Origin of the sequence: Mycobacterium colombiense (genome assembly GCF_001953985.1) — a bacterium.
Taxonomy (GTDB): domain Bacteria; phylum Actinomycetota; class Actinomycetes; order Mycobacteriales; family Mycobacteriaceae; genus Mycobacterium; species Mycobacterium colombiense_B.
In genome coordinates this window covers 1-23407 of record NZ_MBEI01000043.1, presented here as the reverse complement: position 1 = coordinate 23407, position 23407 = coordinate 1, and the positions used below count along the sequence as shown (strand labels likewise).

Annotated in this window: 24 protein-coding genes; 13 read left to right on the top strand and 11 right to left on the bottom strand. The window is 69.4% G+C overall.

The window, feature by feature from the left end; all coding sequences use genetic code 11:
• Positions 1–4: 4 nt before the first annotated feature.
• Both purE and A5732_RS09125 read right to left on the bottom strand, forming a co-directional pair.
• A complete protein-coding gene (gene purE, locus A5732_RS09130) occupies positions 5–523 on the bottom strand; it encodes a 5-(carboxyamino)imidazole ribonucleotide mutase (RefSeq protein WP_076053714.1) in 519 nt (172 codons plus the stop codon).
• Complete coding sequence (locus A5732_RS09125) at positions 520–1839, bottom strand: 5-(carboxyamino)imidazole ribonucleotide synthase (protein WP_076102006.1); 1320 nt, start codon at positions 1837–1839, stop codon at positions 520–522. Before A5732_RS09125 ends, purE begins: the two co-directional genes overlap by 4 nt.
• A 110-nt stretch (positions 1840–1949) precedes the next feature.
• Between A5732_RS09125 and A5732_RS09120 the strand changes: the two genes are divergently transcribed.
• On the top strand, positions 1950–2609 hold the full coding sequence (locus tag A5732_RS09120; RefSeq protein ID WP_064954826.1) for a GtrA family protein: 660 nt from the start codon (positions 1950–1952) through the stop codon (positions 2607–2609).
• Here A5732_RS09120 and A5732_RS09115 read toward each other — a convergent pair.
• From A5732_RS09115 to A5732_RS09105, 3 genes are read right to left on the bottom strand one after another with little or no spacing between them, the layout of a single operon-like run.
• Positions 2564–3082, bottom strand: a complete 519-nt coding sequence (locus A5732_RS09115; protein ID WP_076053733.1) for a PH domain-containing protein — start codon at positions 3080–3082, stop codon at positions 2564–2566. The two genes, A5732_RS09120 and A5732_RS09115, sit on opposite strands and share 46 nt — an antisense overlap.
• Before the next feature lie 42 nt (positions 3083–3124).
• Complete coding sequence (locus tag A5732_RS09110) at positions 3125–3949, bottom strand: biotin--[acetyl-CoA-carboxylase] ligase (RefSeq protein WP_076102005.1); 825 nt, start codon at positions 3947–3949, stop codon at positions 3125–3127.
• 17 nt (positions 3950–3966) lie between these two features.
• Positions 3967–5523, bottom strand: coding sequence for an FAD-binding protein (locus tag A5732_RS09105; RefSeq protein ID WP_076102004.1), 1557 nt, complete (start codon positions 5521–5523; stop codon positions 3967–3969).
• Between the two features lie 39 nt (positions 5524–5562).
• Here A5732_RS09105 and A5732_RS09100 point away from each other — a divergent pair, with 39 nt between their 5' ends.
• From A5732_RS09100 to A5732_RS09065, 8 genes are all read left to right on the top strand, one after another.
• Positions 5563–7203 (top strand): acyl-CoA carboxylase subunit beta, encoded by a 1641-nt coding sequence (locus A5732_RS09100; protein ID WP_064877572.1) that lies wholly within the window; start codon positions 5563–5565, stop codon positions 7201–7203.
• On the top strand, positions 7200–7472 hold the full coding sequence (locus A5732_RS09095; RefSeq protein WP_076102003.1) for an acyl-CoA carboxylase subunit epsilon: 273 nt from the start codon (positions 7200–7202) through the stop codon (positions 7470–7472). The genes A5732_RS09100 and A5732_RS09095 overlap by 4 nt, the downstream gene beginning before the upstream one ends.
• Positions 7469–8110, top strand: coding sequence for a Maf family protein (locus A5732_RS09090; protein WP_076102002.1), 642 nt, complete (start codon positions 7469–7471; stop codon positions 8108–8110). The genes A5732_RS09095 and A5732_RS09090 overlap by 4 nt, the downstream gene beginning before the upstream one ends.
• Before the next feature lie 66 nt (positions 8111–8176).
• A complete protein-coding gene (locus A5732_RS09085) occupies positions 8177–8665 on the top strand; it encodes a pyridoxamine 5'-phosphate oxidase family protein (protein WP_076053703.1) in 489 nt (162 codons plus the stop codon).
• A gap of 39 nt (positions 8666–8704) precedes the next feature.
• Positions 8705–9595 (top strand): sulfurtransferase, encoded by an 891-nt coding sequence (locus tag A5732_RS09080; RefSeq protein ID WP_076053701.1) that lies wholly within the window; start codon positions 8705–8707, stop codon positions 9593–9595.
• A gap of 10 nt (positions 9596–9605) precedes the next feature.
• A complete protein-coding gene (locus A5732_RS09075; RefSeq protein WP_064954818.1) occupies positions 9606–10025 on the top strand; it encodes a SufE family protein in 420 nt (139 codons plus the stop codon).
• A 125-nt stretch (positions 10026–10150) separates the two neighbouring features.
• A complete protein-coding gene (locus tag A5732_RS09070) occupies positions 10151–11947 on the top strand; it encodes an acetyl/propionyl/methylcrotonyl-CoA carboxylase subunit alpha (RefSeq protein ID WP_076053699.1) in 1797 nt (598 codons plus the stop codon).
• 183 nt (positions 11948–12130) lie between these two features.
• Positions 12131–12559 (top strand): STAS domain-containing protein, encoded by a 429-nt coding sequence (locus tag A5732_RS09065; protein WP_076053697.1) that lies wholly within the window; start codon positions 12131–12133, stop codon positions 12557–12559.
• Here A5732_RS09065 and A5732_RS09060 read toward each other — a convergent pair.
• The 6 genes from A5732_RS09060 to A5732_RS09035 form a co-directional block, all read right to left on the bottom strand.
• Positions 12530–13318: an RNA polymerase sigma factor SigF gene (locus A5732_RS09060; RefSeq protein ID WP_076053695.1), complete on the bottom strand. Its 789-nt coding sequence runs from the start codon at positions 13316–13318 to the stop codon at positions 12530–12532. The genes A5732_RS09065 and A5732_RS09060 overlap by 30 nt on opposite strands.
• The gene (locus tag A5732_RS09055) at positions 13315–13752 is read right to left on the bottom strand and encodes an ATP-binding protein (protein ID WP_065029813.1); all 438 of its coding nucleotides are present in this window, start codon (positions 13750–13752) and stop codon (positions 13315–13317) included. The genes A5732_RS09060 and A5732_RS09055 overlap by 4 nt, the downstream gene beginning before the upstream one ends.
• A 410-nt stretch (positions 13753–14162) precedes the next feature.
• Complete coding sequence (gene usfY / locus A5732_RS09050; protein WP_064950936.1) at positions 14163–14474, bottom strand: protein UsfY; 312 nt, start codon at positions 14472–14474, stop codon at positions 14163–14165.
• A gap of 47 nt (positions 14475–14521) precedes the next feature.
• The gene (locus A5732_RS09045; RefSeq protein WP_064950937.1) at positions 14522–14905 is read right to left on the bottom strand and encodes a hypothetical protein; all 384 of its coding nucleotides are present in this window, start codon (positions 14903–14905) and stop codon (positions 14522–14524) included.
• Between the two features lie 158 nt (positions 14906–15063).
• Complete coding sequence (gene lat, locus A5732_RS09040; RefSeq protein WP_076102001.1) at positions 15064–16401, bottom strand: L-lysine 6-transaminase; 1338 nt, start codon at positions 16399–16401, stop codon at positions 15064–15066.
• Positions 16402–16452: 51 nt separating this feature from the next.
• Positions 16453–16905 (bottom strand): Lrp/AsnC family transcriptional regulator, encoded by a 453-nt coding sequence (locus tag A5732_RS09035; protein WP_064950939.1) that lies wholly within the window; start codon positions 16903–16905, stop codon positions 16453–16455.
• Between the two features lie 30 nt (positions 16906–16935).
• Between A5732_RS09035 and hglS the strand changes: the two genes are divergently transcribed.
• From hglS to A5732_RS09015, 4 genes are all read left to right on the top strand, one after another.
• Positions 16936–18189 carry a 2-oxoadipate dioxygenase/decarboxylase gene (hglS, locus tag A5732_RS09030; protein WP_076102000.1) on the top strand — a complete coding sequence of 418 codons (1254 nt, stop codon included), beginning with the start codon at positions 16936–16938 and terminating at the stop codon, positions 18187–18189.
• Positions 18190–18242: 53 nt separating this feature from the next.
• The gene (amaB, locus tag A5732_RS09025) at positions 18243–19766 is read left to right on the top strand and encodes an L-piperidine-6-carboxylate dehydrogenase (protein WP_076102046.1); all 1524 of its coding nucleotides are present in this window, start codon (positions 18243–18245) and stop codon (positions 19764–19766) included.
• A 46-nt stretch (positions 19767–19812) separates the two neighbouring features.
• Positions 19813–20484, top strand: a complete 672-nt coding sequence (locus tag A5732_RS09020; protein WP_064950941.1) for a TetR/AcrR family transcriptional regulator — start codon at positions 19813–19815, stop codon at positions 20482–20484.
• A gap of 37 nt (positions 20485–20521) precedes the next feature.
• A partial coding sequence (locus A5732_RS09015) for a DEAD/DEAH box helicase (RefSeq protein WP_142256580.1) occupies positions 20522–23407 on the top strand: 2886 nt, incomplete at its 3' end.

Sequence of the window (23407 nt, the reverse complement as noted above, 5' to 3'; positions counted from 1 at the left end):
CTTACTACTCGCCGGTAACTTTACCCTGACGCTGCTGCAGCGCCTCATCCTTGGCCCGCACGCTGCGCGCCAGCTGCTCCTGGAACTCGACGATTCGCGCACGCAACGCCGGGTCCGACGACCCGAGGATGCGCACCGCGAGCAGCCCGGCGTTGCGGGCTCCCCCGATGGACACCGTGGCCACCGGGACGCCGGCGGGCATCTGCACGATCGACAGCAACGAGTCCAGACCGTCCAGGCGCGCCAGCGGCACCGGCACACCGATCACCGGCAGCGGCGTGGCGGACGCGACCATCCCGGGCAGGTGCGCGGCTCCCCCGGCGCCGGCGATGATCACCTCGATGCCGCGCCCGGCCGCGTCGCGCGCGTAGTCGAACATCACCTGGGGGGTGCGGTGCGCGGAGACGACCCGGACCTCGGCCGGCACGTCGAACTCGGCCAGCGCCGCGGCGGCGTCCTGCATCACCGACCAGTCGCTGTCGCTGCCCATGATCACCCCGACGCGAGGCGCTTGCTCGGTCATTTCCGCCGCTTCTCCTCGTCTTTTCCGATCGCACTGCCCTGTTTATCGTCGCCGGCGCCATGTGGATCCCATCCGTCCGTCCACTGCCCGTGTGACAACCAGTGTGCCGCCAGCTCGGCGCGTTCCCGCAGCGTCGCCACGCTTTCCCGATCCGCCGGGCCGGACCCGGCGAAGTTGATGTGCCCGACCTTGCGGCCGGGACGTTCTTCCTTGCCGTAGAGGTGGACGCGGGCGTCGGGCATCCGGGCGAACAGGTGGTGCAGTCGCTCATCGACGCTCATCTCCGGGACCTCGGCGGCGCCCAGCACGTTGGCCATCACGGTCACCGGCGCGATGGCGTCGGTGTCGCCGAGCGGGTAGTCCAGCACCGCGCGCACATGCTGCTCGAACTGGCTGGTGCGCGACCCGTCCATGGTCCAGTGCCCCGAGTTGTGTGGCCGCATCGCCAGCTCGTTGACCAGCAGCTCGCCGTCGACCGTCTCGAAGAGCTCGACCGCCAGCACCCCGACCACGCCGAGATCGGCGGCCAGCCGCAACGCCAACTGCTGCGCGGCGGCGGCCCGTTCGCCGGACAGCTCGGGCGCGGGCGCGATCACCTGCACGCAGATCCCGTCTCGTTGCACGGTCTCGACCACCGGCCACGCCGCGCCCTGACCGAACGGCGACCGCGCCACCAGGGCCGACAGTTCGCGGCGCAGGTTCACCTGCTCCTCGGCCATCACCGGCACGCGAGAGGCCAGGAAGTCGGTCGCAATCTCGCGGGCGTGCAACGGGTCGCGCGCCATCCGCACCCCGCGCCCGTCGTAACCGCCGCGGACCGCCTTGACCACCACGGGCCCGGCGATGCGCCACGCGAAGGCGTCGAGCTCGTCGACGCTGCGGATCTCGGCGTAGCGGGGCACGGGGACGCCGAGGGCCTCGAGCCGGCGGCGCATGACGAGCTTGTCCTGCGCGTGCACCAGGGCCTGCGGCGGCGGCGCCACGTTGACGCCCTCGGCGACCAGCTTCTCCAGCAGTTCGTTCGGCACGTGTTCGTGGTCGAAGGTCAGCACGTCGGCGCCCGCGGCCACCCGGCGCAGGGCATCGAGATCGGTGTGCGACCCGATGACGACGTCGGGCGCGACCAGCGCGGCCGGCTCGTCGGCGGCGGTGGCCAGCACCCGCAGCGACTGCCCCAGCGCGATCGCCGCCTGGTGGGTCATCCGGGCGAGCTGACCGCCACCGACCATTGCGACGACGGGGACGACGCGGGGGGCGGCTCGGGGTGCTGCGACGGGGGCTGCGCCCGGCGGGCGTGTACTCGGCACGGCCATCATGGTGTCACGGCTAAAGCAACCGGCGCTAAAGGCGTGTTGACCGGGGCCGACACCGAATTGTTATGTACGATTTTGCGTCGAATTTGTGTCCATCCGTAGACTGACGTGTTGTGTCCTTCGCCGAAGCCACGATCGCGCGTCTACCTAGGGTTATGCAGCCCTATTTGCTACGCCACCACGAACTGATCAAATTCGCCATCGTCGGCGGAACCACATTCGTCATCGACTCGGCGATTTTCTACACGCTGAAGCTGACAATTCTCGAACCGAAACCGGTGACCGCAAAGGTCATTGCGGGCATTGTCGCGGTCATCGCGTCCTACGTGCTGAACCGGGAATGGAGCTTCCGCAATCGCGGCGGGCGCGAGCGCCACCACGAGGCGCTGCTGTTCTTCGCGTTCAGTGGCGTGGGGGTGCTGCTCTCCATGGCGCCGCTGTGGTTCTCCAGCTACGTGCTGCAGCTGCGCGAGCCGACGGTGTCGCTGGCGGTGGAGAACGTCGCCGACTTCATCTCGGCCTACATCATCGGCAATCTGCTGCAGATGGCGTTCCGGTTCTGGGCGTTTCGGCGCTGGGTGTTCCCCGATCAGTTCGCGCGCGACCCCGAGAAGGCGCTGGAATCCGCGCTTACCGCCGGCGGCATCGCCGAAATCTTCGAGGACGAGATCGAGGGCGGCAACGTCACGCTGCTGCGCGCTTGGCGCAACCGGGCCAGCCGGCTGACTCAGCTGGGCGATTCCTCGGAACCCAGGGTGTCGAAGACTTCGTGATACAGCAGCGCGTGCACCTCGCGCAGCCGCGGAATGTCGTAGAACTCCAACGGATCTTGTGACGCCGACTCGATGATCAGCGTCCCGGTGCGGAACATGCGCTCGGTGATGCGGTCACGGAATTCCACGCTGTTGATCCGGGCCAGCGGGATGTCGATGCCGGTGCGGGTCAGCACCCCGTGCCGGAACATCACCCGCCGGTTGGTGACGACGAAGTGGGTGGTCAGCCAGCTCAAGAACGGCCACAGCGTCAGCCACCCCACGATCACCAGCCAGATCCCCCAAATGACGCCGTAGATGATGTTCTTGGCGAGCTGGTCCCAGTGCGTCGAGTTGAGGTATCCGGAGCCGAACGCCGCCAGCCCGGTCACCAGGATGAGGACCAGCACCGGCCAGATCAATCGCTTCCAATGCGGATGGCGGTGCACGATCACGTGTTCGCCGGCGGCCAGAACGTTATCCGGGTAGCCCATGCCCGCCGACATTAGCTGTGCAACGCGACATTCCGCGCCTAACTAGCGCAAATGCACCACGTCGCCCGCCGCGACGACGACGGTCTGCCCACCACTCTCCAGGCAGAGCCGGCCCTGATCGTCGATGGCGCTGGCGGTCCCGTCGACCTGCTTGCCGCCGGGCAGGTGCGCGCGCACCCCGTTGCCGATGGTCAGGCTGCGCGCCCGGTAGTCGGCGGCCAGCGCCCAGTCGGCCCCGCGCGCGGCGCGCCAGGCCACGATCCGCCGGCCCAGCTCCCGCAGCAGCGCAGACACCAGTTGGGTGCGGTCGGGCGCGGCCACACCGAGGTCGAGCAGCGACGTCGCGCCGGGGCCGTCGATCTCGTCGGCGGACTGAGTCACGTTGAGCCCCAAGCCGATAACCACGACGGGCTTGGCCACCTCGGCGAGGATGCCGGCCAGCTTGCCCGGCGAATCCGGCGGGCCGGCCAGCACGTCGTTGGGCCACTTGAGTCCCGCCTGCGCCCCGGTCCCCGCCAGCAGCGGCGTCACGACGTCGACCACCGCCACGCCGGTGGCCAGCGGCAGCCAGCCCCATCCGGTGGTGGGGACGTCGACGACGCTCACCCCGACGGACATGGTGATCTGGGCCCGCGGCGTGGCCGACCAGCCGCGGCCGTGCCGGCCCCGCCCGGCGGTCTGGTGCTCGGCGATCAACACGGCACCGGCGACGTCGTCGCCCGACGCCGCGCGCGCCAACAGGTCGGCGTTGGTGGAACCGGTCTGCTCGACTACGTCGAGCTTGCGCCAGCCCAGCCCGGTGCCGATCAACTCGGCGCGCAATGCGCTCTCGTCCAACGGTGCTCGAAGCCGATCTCGTTCTGTCACCGGACCCAGCCTAGAACTCAGGGCCGGCGGTCGCGCATGTCCAGCACGGCCAAATGGCTGAACAGCATGCTGGTTCCGATCGGGTTGCCGCCGCCGGGATAGGCGGTGCCGCTGGGCGCGGCCATCGTGTTGCCCGCCGCGTACAGACCGTCGATGGGGTTGCCGGCCGCGTCGAGCACCCGTGCCGCGGCGTCGGTGCGCAGCCCGCCCTTGGTGCCCAGATCGGAGATGCCGAACGCGGCGGCGTGATACGGCGGCGAGTCGATGGGCACCAGCGGCGACGCGCCCGCCGAGAAGGCGCGGTCGAAGGCCTCGTCACCGCGGCCGAAGTCCTCGTCGACGCCGGTGGCGGCGAAGCCGTTGAACCGCGCGACGGTCGCCACCAACCGCTCTGCCGGCACGCCGATCTTGGCGGCGAGTTCCTCGAGGGTGTCCGCGGTGTGCCACAGGCCGGCCGCGACGTACTTCTCGGTCTCCACGATGGAGACGTTGGCCGCCTTCACCGGAGGGATCTCGCCCTCCTTGTCGTCGTAGATCATCCAGTACGGCAACGTCATCGACCCGTCCTGCAGCTGCGCGATGATCTCGCGGCCGGCCCGGTCGTAGGCGCGGGACTCGTTGACGAACCGGTTGCCCGACTGGTTGACGAAGATGCCGCCGGTGAACCACAGCGCGAACGCGGACCGGCCGTCGGGATGGGTCATGCCCGGCGACCACCAGGCCTGGTCCAACAGGTCGGTGTCGGCGCCCGCGGCGATGCCGGCCTGCAGCGCCAGGCCACGACTTCCCGGGCCGCCCATGGTGTCTCGCGACGTTCCCGGCACGCCGTAGCGCCGGCGCAGCTCCTCGTTGGCCTCGAAGCCCCCGGCGGCCAGCAGCACGCCCCGGCGGGCGCGGATCGCGCGGCGCTCGCCGGCGGTCTCGACGATCGCTCCCCTTACCCGCCCGTCCGACACCACCAGCTCGACCAGCGCGGTGTCGAGCCGCAGCGACGCCGTCGGGTACTGCCCGATGGCCTTGAGGAATCGCGCGATCAGTGCGCGACCCCCGAGGTAGTAGTCGGACGGCGGTTCGGCGCCGAGCCGGTCGGTGTCCAAGGGCCCGCGGATCGCCTCGCGGAATTCGGGGGCGGCGGCCACCTGCAGCGGCTTGGCCGCGATGTGGCGCTGACCGTCCAGGCGCGCCTTGGGCGCCGCGCCGTAGTAGTCGGGCCAGGGCAACGGCACGAACTTCAGGTTCGGGTCGGCCTCCAGGTACTCGATCAGCGGCGCGCCGCCGCGGACGTAGGTTTCCTGCAGCTCGCGCGGGGTGCGGTCGCCGACCACGGCGCGGTAGTAGGTGAGCGCGTCCTCGATGGTGTCGTCGTCCATGCCGGCGCGGAGCAGGACGGGGTTGCACGGGAACCAGACGCCGCCCCCGCCGGAGTACGCCGTGGTGCCACCGAATTTCGACGTCGCCTCGACCAGCACGACGTCGAGCCCCTCGCGCGCCGCGGTGTACGCGCCGGTCACGCCGCCGCCGCCGGACCCCGCCACCAGCACGTCGCACTCTTGGCTCCACTCCACCGTGCCCATAGTCAGCGCAGCCTATCTGCGCCGCTAAGCTCGACACCCATGACGAGCGTTACCGACCACACCGCGGAACCGGCCGCCGAGCACTCCATCGACATCCACACCACGGCCGGCAAGCTGGCCGAGCTGCACAAGCGCCGCGAAGAGTCGCTGCACCCGGTGGGCGAAGAGGCCGTCGAGAAGGTGCACGCCAAGGGCAAGCTGACCGCCCGTGAGCGCATCCTGGCCCTGCTCGACGAGGACTCGTTCGTGGAGCTCGACGCGCTGGCCCGGCACCGCAGCAAGAACTTCGGCCTGGAGAACAACCGACCGCTGGGCGACGGCGTGATCACCGGCTACGGCACCATCGACGGCCGCGACGTGTGCATCTTCAGCCAGGACGCCACGGTGTTCGGCGGCAGCCTCGGCGAGGTGTACGGCGAGAAGATCGTCAAGATCCAGGAGCTGGCGATCAAGACCGGCCGCCCCCTGATCGGCATCAACGACGGCGCCGGCGCGCGGATCCAGGAGGGCGTCGTCTCGCTGGGCCTGTACAGCAAGATCTTCCGCAACAACATCCTGGCGTCGGGCGTCATCCCGCAGATCTCGCTGATCATGGGCGCCGCCGCCGGTGGGCACGTCTACTCCCCCGCCCTGACCGACTTCGTGGTCATGGTCGACCAGACCAGCCAGATGTTCATCACCGGGCCCGACGTCATCAAGACCGTCACCGGTGAGGACGTCACCATGGAGGAGCTGGGCGGCGCCCACACTCACATGGCCAAGTCGGGCACCCTGCACTACGTCGCCTCCGGCGAGCAGGACGCCTTCGACTGGGTTCGCGACCTGCTCAGCTACCTGCCGCCCAACAACGCGACCGACGCGCCGCGCTACGCCGAGCCGCATCCCCCGGGCGCCATCGAGGACAACCTCACCGAGGAGGACCTCGAGCTGGACACGCTGATCCCGGACTCGCCCAACCAGCCGTACGACATGCACGAGGTGATCACCCGCATCCTCGATGACGACGAGTTCCTGGAGGTTCAGGGCGGTTACGCGCAGAACATCGTCGTCGGGTTCGGCCGCGTCGAGGGCCGGCCGGTGGGGATCGTCGCCAACCAGCCGACCCAGTTCGCCGGTTGCCTGGACATCAACGCCTCGGAGAAGGCGGCGCGGTTCGTCCGGACCTGCGACTGCTTCAACATCCCGATCATCATGCTGGTGGACGTCCCGGGCTTCCTGCCGGGCACCGGCCAGGAGTACAACGGCATCATCCGCCGCGGCGCCAAGCTGCTGTTCGCCTACGGCGAGGCGACGGTGCCGAAGATCACCGTCATCACCCGCAAGGCCTACGGCGGCGCCTACTGCGTCATGGGGTCCAAGGACATGGGCTGCGACGTGAACCTGGCCTGGCCGTCGGCGCAGATCGCGGTGATGGGCGCCTCGGGTGCCGTAGGGTTCGTCTACCGCAAGCAGCTGAGCGAGGCCGCCAAGGAGGGCAAGGACGTCGACGCGCTGCGCCTGCAGCTGCAGCAGGAGTACGAGGACACGCTGGTCAACCCGTACGTCGCCGCCGAGCGCGGCTACGTCGACGCGGTCATCCCGCCGTCGCACACCCGCGGCTACATCGGCACGGCGCTGCGGCTGCTGGAACGCAAGATCTCCCACCTGCCCCCCAAGAAGCACGGGAACATTCCGCTATGAGTGAGACGACCGAGGCGCAGACCGACGACGCTGTGGCCGACGAGACCGCGCAGCCGCAGGCGCACGAGCCGCACATCCAGATCCTCAAGGGTGAGCCCACCGTCGAGGAGGTGGCCGCGCTGGTCGCGGTGCTGGGCAGCGCCGGCGGTGCGCCGGAGCCCGAACAGCCCGAGCGGACCCGCTGGGGCCTGCCGGTCGACCGGCTGCGTTTCGCGATGACGAACTATCAGCGGCTCACGTTCCAGCAAATGACCCACATGAGGCATTGACCCGCCTGGTGCTGGCGTCGGCCTCCACCGGCCGGCTCAAGGTGCTGCGCCAGGCCGGCGTCGATCCGCTGGTCGTGGTCTCCGGTGTCGACGAGGACGCCGTCGTCGCCGCGCTGGGCCCGGACGCGGCGCCGGGTGACGTTGTCTGCGCCCTGGCCCGCGCCAAGGCCGACCAGGTGGCGGGCGGGCTCGACGGCGACATCGCGTCCGATTGCGTTGTCATCGGCTGTGATTCGATGCTCTCCATCGACGGCCGGCTGTGCGGGAAGCCCGGGTCGGCCGATGCCGCCGCCAGCCAGTGGCGCCTGATGGGCGGCCGCTCCGGCGAGCTGCACACCGGACACTGCCTGCTTCGGCTCACCGCCGGTGACATCACCCATCGTGAAGTCGAATCACTAAGCACCACAGTGCATTTCGCCACACCGTCGGAGGCGGACCTGCGGGCGTATGTCGATCACGGGGAGCCGTGGCACGTGGCCGGCGGCTTCACCCTGGACGGCCTGGGCGGCTGGTTCGTCGACGGCATCGACGGCGACCCGTCGAACGTGATCGGCGTCAGCCTGCCGCTGCTGCGGTCGCTGCTGGGCCGGGTCGGGCTGTCGGTGTCCGCGCTGTGGACGGCACCGCCGAGCCGCTAAATCCGCGGGGCCGCTCGCGCTTTCGCCGCAAAAATACAAGTCGGTGCCGAACCCTAGGGTCAAGCCATGACCACCTGGACCGAGTTCACCGCCCAAGCGCCGCGCATCGCCGGCATCTTCACCCGTCGCCATCGAGCCAGCGGCAACCTGTGCATGCTGGCCACCCTGCGCTCCGACGGCTTCCCCCGGATCAGCCCGATGGAGCCGCGGATCTTCGAGGACGAGTTATGGCTGCCGGGGATGCCGGCCACCACCAAGTTCCTCGATCTGGCGCGCGACCCGAGGTTTTGTCTGCACACCGCGACGGTCGACACCGAGGTGACCGACGGGGACGCAAAGTTGTGGGGGCTGGCCCGCGTCGTTCCCTACGGCGCGGTGCACCGGCGCTTCGCCGAGGCGCTGTTCTCCGATACCGGATTGGACCTGCGCGACCAGCGATTCGACCTGCTCGGCGCCGATGTCACCGGCGCATCGGCGGTCGAGGTCCGCGACGGCCACCTGGATGTCACCATCTGGAATCCCGGCGTGCCCGAGCGGGTGGTCCGCAAGCACTGACCTGCTGGCCGTTTCGGAGCTGGCGGTAGGCTCGACAGTGTGGCATTACCCCCCGATCCAAGCCCGACATTGTCGGCCTACGCCCACCCCGAGCGACTGGTCACCGCCGACTGGCTGTCCGCCAATCAAGGCACCCCCGGCCTGGCGATCGTCGAATCCGACGAGGACGTCCTGCTCTACGACGTCGGTCACATCCCCGGCGCGGTGAAGGTCGACTGGCACACCGACCTCAACGATCCCCGGGTCCGCGATTACATCAACGGCGAACAGTTCGCGGAGCTGATGGACCGCAAGGGCATCGCCCGCGACGACACCGTGGTGATCTACGGCGACAAGAGCAACTGGTGGGCGGCCTACGCGCTGTGGGTGTTCACGCTGTTCGGACACCCCGACGTGCGGCTGCTCAACGGCGGTCGCGACCTGTGGCTGGCCGAACGCCGGGAGACCACGCTGGACGTGCCCACCAAGACGTCCAGCGGCTACCCCGTCGTCACCCGCAACGACGCGCCGATCCGCGCCTTCAAGGACGACGTGCTGGGCATTCTCGGCAGCCAGCCGCTGATCGACGTGCGCTCGCCGGACGAGTACACCGGCAAGCGCACCCACATGCCCGAATACCCCGAGGAAGGCGTGCTGCGCGGCGGACACATCCCCACCGCCCGCTCGATTCCGTGGGCCAAGGCCGCCGACGAGAACGGCCGGTTCCGCAGCCGCGAGGAGCTCGAGGAGCTGTACGGCTTCCTGCAACCGGACGACAAGACCGTCGTGTACTGCCGCATCGGCGAGCGGTCCAGCCACACCTGGTTCGTGCTGACGCATCTGCTGGGCAAGCCCGGGGTGCGCAACTACGACGGCTCGTGGACCGAATGGGGCAACACCGTGCGCACGCCGATCGTGGCGGGTGAAGAGCCCGGCTCCGTCCCGGTGTGATGGAGCCGCGATGAGCATGCCCGCGCCGCTGGCCGAGGTGGTCTCCGACTTCGCCGAGGTCGAGGGCCAGGACAAGCTGGCGCTGCTGCTGGAGTTCGCCAACGAACTCCCGGCGCTGCCGCCCGACCTGGAACAGGCGGCGATGGAGCCGGTGCCCGAGTGCCAGACCCCGCTGTTTTTGCATGTCGACGCCAGCGACCTCGAGCGGGTGCGGCTGCACTTCAGCGCGCCCGCCGAATCGCCCACCACGCGGGGGTTCGCCTCGATCCTGGCCGCCGGTCTCGACGAACAGCCGGCCGCCGAGATTCTCGCGGTGCCCGAGGATTTCTACGCCGACCTCGGGCTGGCCGCTCTGATCAGCCCGCTGCGGCTGCGCGGCCTGTCTGCGATGCTCGCCCGCATCAAGCGCAGGCTGCGCGAGGCGTCCTGAAAAAGGTGGACCGCCTCGTCGGGCCGAACGGCGCGGCGCTTAGACTTCCCGAGAACTCGTTGTAAGAAATTCTCTTAGAGAAGCCCGCAGAAATACGTCTGCGGTTATGCCAAACAGGAGGCGCAGTGGCTAGTCACGCCAGCTCGAGGATCTCCAAGGTGCTCGTCGCCAACCGCGGCGAAATCGCCGTCCGGGTGATCCGCGCGGCCCGCGATGCGGGCCTGTCCAGCGTGGCGGTGTACGCCGAGCCCGACGCCGACGCGCCGCACGTGCGTCTGGCCGACGAGGCGTTCGCTCTGGGCGGTCAGACGTCGGCGGAGTCGTACCTGGACTTCGGCAAAATCCTTGACGCGGCGGCCAAGTCGGGCGCCAACGCCATCCACCCCGGCTACGGCTTCCTGTCCGAGAACGCCGATTTCGCGCAGGCGGTCCTGGACGCGAACCTGATCTGGATCGGGCCCAGCCCGCAGTCCATCCGCGACCTCGGTGACAAGGTCACCGCCCGCCACATCGCCGCCCGCGCGCAGGCCCCGCTGGTGCCCGGCACCCCCGACCCGGTGAAGGACGCCGACGAGGTGGTGGCCTTCGCCGAGGAGTACGGCGTGCCGATCGCCATCAAGGCGGCGTTCGGCGGCGGCGGCCGCGGCATGAAGGTGGCCCGCACCATCGAAGAGATCCCCGAGCTGTTCGAGTCGGCCACCCGTGAGGCCGTCGCGGCATTCGGCCGCGGCGAGTGCTTCGTCGAGCGCTACCTGGACAAGCCGCGCCACGTCGAGGCGCAGGTGATCGCCGACCAGCACGGCAACGTCATCGTCGCCGGCACCCGCGACTGCTCGCTGCAGCGCCGGTTCCAGAAGCTGGTGGAAGAGGCTCCCGCGCCGTTCCTGACCGACGCGCAGCGCAAGGAGATCCACGAGTCGGCCAAGCGGATCTGCAAGGAGGCGCACTACTACGGCGCCGGGACCGTCGAGTACCTGGTCGGCCAGGACGGCCTGATCTCCTTCCTGGAGGTCAACACCCGTCTGCAGGTCGAGCACCCGGTCACCGAGGAGACCGCCGGCATCGACCTGGTGCTGCAGCAGTTCAAGATCGCCAACGGCGAGAAGCTGGACCTCACCGAGGACCCCACGCCTCGCGGGCACGCCATCGAGTTCCGGATCAACGGCGAGGACGCCGGACGCGGCTTCCTGCCCGCGCCCGGCCCGGTCACCCGCTACGACATCCCGACCGGTCCGGGTGTCCGGCTGGACTCGGGCGTCGAGGCCGGTTCGGTCATCGGCGGCCAGTTCGACTCGATGCTGTCCAAGCTGATCGTGTACGGCGCCACCCGCGAGGAGGCACTCGCCCGCTCCCGCCGGGCCCTGGACGAGTTCCACGTCGAAGGCCTGGCCACAGTCATCCCGTTCCACCGCGCCGTGGTGTCCGACCCGGCGTTCATCGGCGACGGCGACGGCTTCTCGGTGCACACCCGGTGGATCGAGACCGAGTGGGACAACACCATCGAACCGTTCACCGGCGGCGAGCCGCTGGACGACGAGGACGCCCGGCCGCGCCAGAAGGTGGTCGTGGAGGTCGGCGGCCGCCGGCTCGAGGTGTCGCTGCCCGGCGACCTGGCGCTGTCCAGCGGCGGCGCGGCCGACCCGGCCGGTGTCATCCGCAAGAAGCCGAAGGCGCGCAAGCGCGGGGCGCACGCGGGTGCCGCCGCGTCGGGCGACGCGGTGACCGCCCCCATGCAGGGCACTGTCGTCAAGGTCGCGGTCGAGGAAGGCCAGGAGGTTGCCGCGGGTGACCTGGTGGTGGTGCTCGAGGCGATGAAGATGGAGAACCCGGTCACCGCGCACAAGGACGGTGTCATCACCGGACTCGCGGTCGAGCCCGGCGCCGCCATCACTCAGGGCACGGTGCTCGCCGAGATCAAGTAGCGCTGCGGCGAGAGTTTTTCAGACAACGTTGTCGGCCCTGGCCATCGCGAGTAGGGTTTCGGTCAAGGTTGAGTTCACAGCCGCCCGGGGTACGTCAGTGACGTGAGGGTGGGCGGAATTCCCTCCTTCTCCGAACTGTTTGCATGTGGCTGACGTATCCACAGGAGGAATCCTCCTCAACGGATGGAGTCAGCGATGTCTGTGGCGCAATCGTGGCAGCAAAGCCGCACAGCACAATTCACCGCCCGCTGGGGCCCGACGGGCACCCTGATCACGGTGGACGGCGAGCTCGACGCGGCCAACACCGATCAGCTCGTCGCGTACGTGCAGCAGAGCACCAGCCGCTCCCGGCGGATGGTCCTTGACCTCCGCGGCCTGAAATTCATTGGTACCGCGGGCTTTTCGGCGCTGCACCGGATCAATGTGAAATGCTCTGCCGCCCAGGTGTCCTGGGCCATGGCGCCGAGCCCGGCGGTGGCCAGGTTGCTGCGGGTCTGCGATCCGGACGGCACCCTGCCGGTGACGACGCAGCAGGCCGAGCCGCTGCTGGAACCGCTGTGGGTTGAGGACGAGGCCGGGCCGCTACTGCAGCTGGTCACGGAGCCGCGTTAGCGACTTCGCCAGCAACCGCGATACGTGCATCTGGGAGATGCCGACCCGCTCGGCGATCTGGGTCTGCGTCATCGACTCGAAGAATCGCAGCACCAACACCGTTCGCTCGCGCTCGGGCAGCGCCTCGAGCAGCGGACGCAGCGCTTCCTGATCCTCGATCCGGTCCAGGCCGGTGTCGACGTCGCCGAGGGTGTCGGCGATCGCGCGGGCTTCTTCTTCCTCGCCGCCACCACCGCTGTCGATGGACAGGGTGTTGTACGAGCTGCCGGCGACCAGGCCCTCGACCACCTCTTCGCGGTCCATGTCGAGTTCCGCGGCGAGTTCGGTCGCGGTGGGCGCCCGGCCCAGCCGCTGCGACAGGTCGGCGGTGGCGGTGCCCAGCCGCAGGTGCAGTTCCTTCAGCCGCCGCGGGACCTTGACCGACCAGCTGTTGTCGCGGAAGTGGCGGCGGACCTCGCCCATGATCGTGGGCACCGCGAAGGAGACGAAGTCCGAGCCGGCGTCGACGTCGAAGCGGACCACCGCGTTGACCAGCCCGACGCGGGCCACCTGAACCAGGTCGTCGCGTGGTTCGCCGCGCCCCTCGAAGCGGCGCGCGATGTGGTCGGCGAGCGGCAGGCACCGCTCGACGATCTTGTCCCGTTGACGTTGAAATTCCATCGAGTCCGGCGTGGCAGTCGCCAACTCACGGAACATGTCCGGAACATCGGCGTATTCGTTCGGACGCGATACCGAACCGCCGGCAGCTCGCGCTGTCACCTGCTGGAGGCCGCCCGTCGCGCCGTCAGTGTGATGCCGAAGACACTGCCGGTTTCATTGGGTTCGCGACCGTCATGGAAAGTCTGGACGTCGTCGGCGAGCGACGTCAGCACGTGCCAACTGAAGCTTCCGGGCGCCACCACATCGTGGGTGTCGCACGCCGCGGATGCTTCGACCACCAATTGGTCATCCTGCGGATCGACCACGACGATCAGGGTCGCGTCGGGAGTCGCCGAACGAATCAACCGGGTGCACACTTCGTCGACCGCGAGCCGCAGGTCCGCCACCGCGTCGAAATCCAGGTCTTCGAAGGTGCCGATGGCACCGACCAGGGTGCGCAGCATCGCGAGGTTCTCCAGTCGCGCAGCAACGTGAAGCTCAACGGCGCGATGTCCGCGCGGACGCTCGTTAGCGTGCAATCCAGCATCCTTCATATGGTCTCCCGGCAATGTTTGACTGACACTACTACTGCTCCGCAGTCCGCCGTGGACCTCGCGTTCGAGCCGGTTAGTCATGATCGCCGCCGGGTATTCGGCCCACCATGGGTGGGCCTGACACGACCGACACAGCCGCGGCGCGCCGATAACGGTGCGTCGCGGTGATCGCCGGGGTCACGCTGGTCATATCCAGAGTCGTTGCAGTAGGCATATATGTCGGTGCGTTGGTGATCCTGCTCCCCACGATGGGGTGACCACGCTAACGCAACCGTTCCGGCACTCATCATGGTGCCAACCTGATACCCAGAAGTCAGCGCCCGTAACCTCCGAATCGGCTTTCGAGCGAATTTTCACACCACCCGCGTCCGGGCAGGTCACCGGTGGAAAAGTTTAGTCGTCGGCGCGCGTCAGCTGGCCGGCCACTGCCGGTGCACCTCCGGATGTTCGGCGTACCAGCGATCGGCGATCCGGCGAATCCTGCGGTGCTCCACCGCGAGCCAGGCCAGCCCGAGCACCGTGGCGATGATCGCGACGATCCCCGCCGTCATGCCCTCGTGGTGATGTCCGCTGCCGAAGGCCGCAAGGCTGCCGCAGGCCCCGATCACGCCCGCGACGACTAAGAGATACCCGGGCCAGTGCAGGACGTCGATCAGCGACTCGCCGGCGAGCGGCCGCGTGGTCCTCAGATGATCGACAGGGTCGTGGTAGGTGTCTCCCATAGCTGCTCCTCACCGCACCATCAACGTTAGATCGCGGCAGGACAAACCTAAAGAGCCAGTACCGGACCGGCGATCGGAGCAACACCCATGGCGACCATCAGCGCCATCGCGGTCAGCAGGAACCAGCCCGCGCCGTGCCATCCCCACCACGTGCCCCGGGCCTTCCACACCAGATAGGTGCGCACGAAGGCCCAGATCCCGGAGGCGAGCGCGATCAGCGGGCCCCCGAATGCCAGCAGGGTGCGCTGCGGCGCGCCACACGCGACCGTGTCCACGCTGACTCCCGGGCAGGTGCTCACCCACACCGCGGCGATCAAGACGAAGCCGACGGCGGCCAGCGTGGACAGCACGGCAAACCGGATGGCGGCATGCACCTCGCCGTCCTCCTGACCCAAGCGGTCACCGCCGGATCGAGCGTCCGCTTTCTGCATCGTTGGTCACCTCCCTCAAGGGTCCGCGCTTAGTTCATCGCTCGCTACGTCGCATTAGTTACCGGGCAGCATCACCGCGCTGGTAGCAGCGGAAGGCGCACGGGATCAAATACCCCGCGGCAAACCGCGGTAAACGGGATCGATGTGAGGTCGAAGGCCTAGCGTAGTGCCCGCAGAGCGGCGCGGACGGCGCACAGGGTGGCGTCGATCTCCGCGCGCGAGACGGTCAGCGCCGGACGGAACCGGACGCCGTCGTGCCCGGAGGGCAGCACGATCACCGAGTAGCGCCACAGCAGGCTGATCAGCTCGTCGCGGTCGGCGGTGGTCGGCACGCTGAACGCACACATCAGGCCGCGGCCGCGGGGGTCGAGCACCAGGCCGGGAAATTCGCCGGCGAGCTCGTCGAGGCGCGCACGCAGGTAGGCGCCTTGTTCGGCGGCCCGGTCGAACAGTCCGTCGGCCTCGATCACCTCCATGATGCGGCGGGCGCGCACCATGTCGACCAGGTTGCCGCCCCACGTCGAGTTCACCCGGGAGGACACCGCGAACACGTTGTCGCTGACCTCGTCGACCCGGCGGCCGGCCATGATGCCGCACACCTGGGTCTTCTTGCCGAACGCCACCACGTCGGGTTGCACGCCCAATTGCTGGTAGGCCCAAGGCGTTCCGGTCAAGCCGCAGCCGGTCTGCACCTCGTCGAAGATCAATAGGGCGTCGTACTCGTCGCACAACTCACGCATGGCCGCGAAGAACTCCGGCCGGAAGTGACGGTCGCCGCCCTCGCCCTGGATGGGCTCGGCCACGAAGCAGGCGATGTCGTGCGGGTGGGCCTCGAACGCCGCACGGGCCTGGCGCAGCGACTCGGCCTCCAGCGCCGCCATGGCGGCGCCGTCCAGCCCGGGCCGGAGGAACGGCGCGTCGATGCGGGGCCAGTCGAACTTGGGGAAACGGGCGACGGTGACCGGCTTGGTGTTGGTCAGCGACAGCGTGTATCCGCTGCGGCCGTGGAATGCGCCGTGCAGGTGCAGCACCCGGGTGCCCAGCGCGGGATCGATGCCGCGCGCTTCGTTGAACCGGCTCTTCCAGTCGAACGCCACCTTCAGCGCGTTCTCCACCGCGAGGGCGCCGCCGTCGACGAAGAACAGGTGCGGCAGGACCGGGTCGCCCAGCACCCGGGCGAAGGTCTGCACGAAGCGGGCCATCGCCACCGAGTAGACGTCGGAGTTGCTGGGCTTGTTCAGGGCGGCCTGCGCCAGCTCGGCGCGAAACTCCTGGTCATCGGCCAGCGCGGGGTGGTTCATGCCCAGTGCCGACGACGCGAAGAACGTGAACATGTCCAGGTAGCGCCGGCCGTCGCGGGCGTCGTACAGGTAGGAGCCGGTAGAGCGGGCCAGATCGAGCACGAAGTCGAAACCGTCGACCAGCATGCTGCGCGCCAGCACCTCGTGGACCCGGTCGGGCTCGGTGCGGGTGAGGCGTTCCAGGGTGGCGGTCACGGCCCTATGGTAGCCGATTTTTACGGAATCATAAGGACTTCACCGTATATTTTATGGTATTCGTTGCCTATCAGCGTAAAAAGTATTCAATATGATGGTGCTTCGCGTCCTGACGTTCGCCGTCGTCCGGATCCGCTGCAGCAGGTCCTCCAGCGCCCGGGCGGACGGAACGCGCACCAGCAGGATGTAGCTTTCCTCGCCGGCCACCGAGTGACACGATTCGATCTCCTCGATGTGCTCGAGGCGGGCGGGCGCATCATCGGGTTGAGAGGGATCCAAGGGAGTGATGGCCACGAACGCCGACAGCAGGTGTCCGACCGCCTCCGGGTCGACGCGCGCCGCGTATCCCGAGATGACGCCGCGCGCCTCGAGCCTGCGCACCCGGGACTGCACCGCCGAGACCGACAGCCGGGCGCTGGCGGCCAGCTCCGCCAGCGTCGCGCGGCCGTCGGCGACCAGCTCGCGCACCAGAATCCGGTCGACCTCGTCGAGCGTCTCACTCATGGCCGGAGACTATCGCAGGAACGGCCCGTCGTGACCCGCACGAAATGGCTGGAAACCTGGCAGCTTCGGGCGCAGTTCGCCGCGGGCCTGTCGGCGATGTACGCGGCCGAGGTCCCCGCCTACGGCACCCTGGTCGAGGTCAGCGAGCGGGTCAACGCCGATTACGCGGCGCGTCATGCCGATCCCGAACGGTTCGGCTCGCTGCGGCGGGTCACCGCCGAGCGGCACGGCGCCATCCGGGTGGGCAGCCCGGCCGAATTGGCGGCCGTCGCCGACCTTTTCGCCGCCTTCGGCATGCTGCCGGTGGGCTACTACGACCTGCGTCGCGCGGCGTCACCCGTCCCGGTGGTGTCGACCGCCTTCCGGCCCATCGACGCAACCGAGTTGTCGCGCAACCCGTTCCGGGTGTTCACCTCGATGCTGGCCACCCGCGACCCGCGCTACTTCGACCGCGACCTGCGCCGGCGCGTCGATACCTTCCTGGCGAGGCGCCGGCTGTTCGACCCCGCGATGACGGCCCGGGCGCGAGTGATCGCCGCCGAGGGTGGCTGCGATGCCGACGAGGCGCGGCCGTTCGTCGCGGCGGCGGTGGCGGCCTTCGCGTTGTCCGGCGAGCCGATCGAGCGATCCTGGTACGACGAATTGGCGCGCGTCTCCGCGGTAGCCGCCGACATCGCGGGCGTCGGCTCCACACACATCAACCACCTAACGCCCCGGGTGCTCGACATCGACGACCTGTACCGGCGGATGACCCGGCGCAGCATCACCATGATCGACGCCATCCAGGGGCCGCCCCGCACGGACGGGCCGGCGGTCCTGTTGCGCCAGACCTCTTTTCGTGCCCTGGCCGAACCGCGCCGCTTCATATGCGACGACGGCCGCATCACCGAGGCAACGCTGCGGGTGCGCTTCGGCGAGGTGGAGGCGCGCGGCGTCGCGCTGACCCCCAAGGGCCGGGAACGCTACGACGCCGCGATGGCCGCCGCCGACCCGGCCGCGGTGTGGGCGGACCACTTCCCGCGCACCGACGCGGAGATGGCCGACGCGGGACTGGCCTACTACCGCGGCGGTGACCCGTCGGCGCCGATCGTCTACGAGGACTTCCTTCCCGCGTCGGCGGCGGGCATTTTCCGGTCGAACCTGGACTCGCCCGCCTGCATCGAAAGCCATTGCACCGTCGACGATTCCGGCTACGACGCCCAGTGGCTGGCCGAGTCCATCGGCCGCGAGATCTACGACCCCTACCCGCTTTACGAAGCGCTCTCCCAGGAGGCACCGCGATGACTATGCCCGCCGCCGATGACGATGCAGAGCGAAGCGATGAGGAGGAACGGCGCATGCCGACAGCCGACGACTTACGCGCGCGGGCGCGGGACGCCCTGCGGGCGATGGGGGCCGACATCGCACTCGGTGAACCGGACGCCCACGGGATGCCGGCCAGCACACCGATCACCGGCGAGGTGCTGTTCACCGTCGCCCCCACCACGCCCGATCAGACCGACCATGTGATATCCAAAGCCGCGCAAGCGTTTTCGGTGTGGCGCGCCACCCCGGGCCCGGCTCGCGGCGCGCTGGTGGCGCGGCTCGGCGAGCTGCTGACCGAGCACAAGGACGAGCTGGCCACCCTGGTGACAATCGAGGTCGGCAAGATCACCTCCGAGGCGGCCGGCGAGGTGCAGGAGATGATCGACATCTGCCAGTTCGCCGTCGGCCTGTCGCGTCAGCTCTACGGTCGCACCATCGCCTCGGAGCGCCCCGGCCATCGACTGCTGGAAACCTGGCACCCGCTCGGTGTCGTCGGGGTGATCACCGCGTTCAACTTCCCGGTCGCGGTCTGGGCCTGGAACGCCGCGCTGGCCCTGGTGTGCGGGGATCCGGTGGTGTGGAAGCCCTCGGAGCTGACCCCGTTGACGGCGCTGGCCACCCAGTCGTTGATCGCCCGGGCCGCCGCCGGCGTCGGCGCCCCGCCCGCGGTGAGCTCTCTGCTGCTGGGCGACCGCGACCTCGGCGAGCTCCTGGTGGACGACCCCCGCATCGCCCTGGTGTCGGCGACCGGTTCGGTAAGGATGGGCCGGGCCGTCGGTCCCCGCGTCGCCGCCCGTTTCGGCCGGGTGCTGCTGGAACTGGGCGGCAACAACGCCGCCATCGTGACGCCGTCGGCCGACCTGGACCTCGCGGTGCGGGCGGTGGTGTTCGCCGCGGCCGGCACCGCCGGTCAACGCTGCACCAGCCTGCGCCGGCTGATCGTGCACCGCTCGGTCGCCGACGAGGTAGTCGCGCGCGTCGCGTCCGCCTTCGGGGAGCTCCGGATCGGCGACCCGTCCGCACCGGGCACCCTGGTCGGACCGCTGATCCACGAGACCGCCTACCGCGACATGGTGGGCGCGCTGGAGCAGGCGCGCGCCGACGGCGGTGAGGTCATCGGCGGCGGGCGAACCCACCCCGGTGTTGCCGAACACCCGAGTTCCTACTACGTCGCGCCGGCCCTGGTGCGGATGCCCGCGCAGACCGCCATCGTGGCGGCCGAGACGTTCGCGCCCATCCTCTACGTGCTGACCTACGACGAGCTGGATGATGCGATTGCACTCAACAATGCTGTGCCGCAAGGTCTTTCGTCAGCGATCTTCACCACCGACCTGAGGGAGGCCGAGCGGTTCCTGGCCGAATCCGACTGCGGAATCGCCAATGTCAACATCGGCACGTCCGGCGCGGAGATCGGCGGTGCGTTCGGCGGTGAGAAGGAAACCGGCGGCGGACGCGAATCCGGCACCGACTCCTGGAAGGCCTACATGCGCCAAAGTACCAATACCGTCAATTATTCCGGCGAGTTGCCGCTGGCCCAGGGCGTGAAGTTTGGATGAATCCAATGTGGCCGGCGTCTCATGTCGTATGAGTACTATCTGACACATGCCGACAGCCCGCAGGCGCTTGTCCCCCGAGGATCGACGCGCTGAGCTGCTCGCTTTAGGGGCAGAGGTCTTTGGGAAGCGACCCTACGACGAGGTCCGCATCGATGAGATCGCGGAACGCGCCGGGGTGTCGCGGGCCCTGATGTACCACTACTTCCCCGACAAACGGGCATTCTTCGCGGCGGTGGTCAAGGACGAGGCCGACCGCTTGTACGAGAACACCAACATGGACGACGCCACCGGCCTGACCATGTACGAAGAGGTCCGGACCGGTGTGATGGCCTACATGGCCTACCACGAGCAGAACCCCGAGGCCGCGTGGGCCGCCTACGTCGGCCTGGGCCGTTCCGACCCGGTCCTGCTGGGCGTCGATGACGAAGCCAAGAACCGGCAGCTCGAGCACATCATGAGCCGGATCACCGACCTCGTGGCCAAGACGCCCGCGAGGAAGCTGGAACCCGACGTCGAGCGGGACCTCCGGGTGATCTGCCACGGCTGGCTGGCCTTCACCTTCGAGCTGTGCCGGCAGCGCATCATCGACCCCACCACCAATGCCGATCGCCTCGCCGACGCGTGCGCGCACTCCCTGTTCGACGCCATCGCACGGGTCCCCGAGATCCCCGAGGAACTGTCCCACGCGATGTCGACCGCTCGTATCGAGCCGCGCTAGCCGACGACTTGTCGGTGCCCGTTGGCACCATGGATAGGTGAGCAGTCGCGCCGATGCCGGGCAGCCCGGCCGTTCCGACCCGTTGGGCCGGTTCAGCGCGATCACCCGCGAGTGGTTCACCAGCACGTTCGACGCCCCCACCACCGCCCAGGCCGAGGCCTGGAACGCGATCGCCGACGGCCACAACACCCTGGTGATCGCGCCGACCGGCTCGGGTAAGACGCTGGCGGCGTTCCTGTGGGCGCTGGACAGCCTGGCCGGGTCGACGGAGCGCCCGCCCGGCACCCGCGTGCTCTATGTCTCCCCGCTCAAGGCGCTGGCCGTCGACGTCGAACGCAACCTGCGCACTCCGCTGGCCGGCCTCACCCGCATCGCCGAGCGCCAGGGCGTGCCAGGCCCGGACATCAGCGTCGGGGTCCGCTCCGGCGACACCCCGCCCGCCACCCGTCGCCAGCTGATCAACCGCCCGCCCGACGTGCTGATCACCACACCCGAGTCGCTGTTTCTTATGCTCACCTCGGCCGCGCGCGAGACCTTGGCCGGCGTGCAGACGGTGATCGTCGACGAGATCCACGCCATCGCCGCGGGCAAGCGCGGCGCGCACCTGGCCGTGTCGCTGGAGCGCCTCGACGCGCTGCGGGAGGACAAGCCCGCCCAGCGCATCGGGTTGTCGGCCACGGTGCGCCCGCCCGAGGAACTCGCCCGGTTCCTGTCCGGGCAGGGGCCGACGACCATCGTGGCCCCGCCGTCGGCGAAGACGGTGGAGCTCACCGTGCAGGTGCCGGTGCCCGACATGGCCAACCTGGCGAACAACACCATCTGGCCGGACGTCGAGAACCGCCTGGTCGACCTGATCGAATCGCACAACTCCACCATCGTCTTCGCCAATTCACGGCGCCTCGCCGAGCGGCTTACCGCCCGCCTCAACGAGATTCACGCGGAACGCAGCGGTGTGGAGCTAACCACCGACGCCAATCCGAAGGTGGCCGGCGGCGCTCCGGCGCACATCATGGCCAGCGGGCAAACCTACGGCGCCGACCCGATACTGGCCCGCGCCCACCACGGTTCGGTCAGCAAGGAGCAGCGCGCCCTGGTCGAAGAGGACCTCAAGCGTGGGCTGCTCAAGGCGGTGGTCGCCACCTCGAGCCTGGAGCTGGGTATCGACATGGGCGCCGTCGATCTGGTGATCCAGGTGGAGGCGCCGCCGTCGGTGGCCAGCGGCCTGCAGCGCATCGGCCGGGCCGGCCACCAGGTGGGCGAGGTCTCGCAGGGGGTGCTGTTCCCCAAGCACCGCACCGACCTGATCGGCTGCGCGGTCAGCGTGCAGCGCATGCTCACCGGCCAGATCGAAACCATGCGGGTGCCCGCCAATCCGCTCGACATCCTGGCGCAGCAGACCGTGGCGGCCGCGGCGCTGGAACCGTTGGACGCCGACCGGTGGTTCGACACGGTCCGGCGGGCCGCGCCGTTCGCGACACTGCCGCGCAGCGTGTACGAGGCCACCCTGGACCTGTTGAGCGGCAAGTACCCGTCCACCGAATTCGCCGAGCTGCGACCGCGGTTGGTGTACGACCGCGACACCGGCACCCTGACCGCCCGCCCCGGCGCGCAGCGGCTGGCCGTGACGTCCGGCGGCGCCATCCCCGACCGGGGGCTGTTCACCGTATACCTTGCTTCCGAAGCCGAAAAGCCTTCGCGGGTAGGCGAACTCGAAGAGGAAATGGTCTACGAGTCGCGCCCCGGCGACGTCATCTCGCTGGGCGCCACCAGCTGGCGGATCACCGAGATCACCCACGACCGGGTACTCGTCATCCCCGCGCCCGGCCAGCCGGCCCGGTTGCCGTTCTGGCGCGGCGACGGCCTGGGCCGCCCGGCCGAGCTGGGCGCTGCGCTCGGCGCGTTCACCGGCGAACTGGCCGGGCTGCAGCGCGAGGCCTTCGACACCCGCTGCGCCGCACTGGGTTTCGACGCGTACGCCACCGATAACCTGTGGGGTCTGCTCGACGAGCAGCGCAGCGCCGCCGGGGTGGTGCCCACCGACACCACCCTGCTGGTCGAGCGGTTCCGCGACGAACTGGGCGACTGGCGGGTGATCCTGCACTCGCCGTACGGGCTTGCGGTCAACGGACCGCTCGCGCTGGCGGTGGCCCGCCGGCTGCGCGAGCGCTACGGCATCGACGAGAAGCCCACCGCCTCCGACGACGGGGTCGTGGTGCGACTGCCGGACACCATTTCCGATTTCGCGTCCGACACGGGAACCGACGCCCCGCCGGGCGCCGACCTTTTCGTCTTCGATGCCGAGGAGATCGACCCGATCGTCACCGCCGAGGTCGGCGGCTCGGCGCTGTTCGCGTCGCGGTTCCGCGAGTGCGCGGCCCGCGCCCTGCTGCTGCCGCGCCGGCACCCCGGCCGCCGCTCGCCGCTGTGGCAGCAGCGCCAGCGCGCCGCCCAGCTGCTGGAGGTGGCCCGCAAATACCCCGACTTCCCGGTGGTGCTGGAGACCATCCGCGAGTGCCTGCAGGACGTCTACGACGTCCCTGCCCTGACCCTGCTGATGACCGGCATCGCGCAGCGGCGGGTGCGGGTGCTCGAGGTCGAGACGCAGCGGCCGTCGCCGTTCGCGGCGTCGCTGCTGTTCGGCTACGTCGGCGCGTTCATGTACGAAGGCGACAGCCCGCTGGCCGAGCGCCGGGCCGCCGCGCTGTCGCTGGACAGCACGCTGCTGGCCGAGCTGCTCGGCCGGGTGGAGCTGCGCGACCTGCTCGATCCCGAGATCATCGCCGCCACCGGCCGCCAGCTTCAACACCTCGCGCCCGACCGGGCCGCCCGCGACGCCGAGGGCGTCGCGGACCTGCTGCGGCTGCTGGGCCCGCTGACCGAGGACGAGGTGGCCGCCCGCGCCGCGGCCGCCGACGTGGGCGGC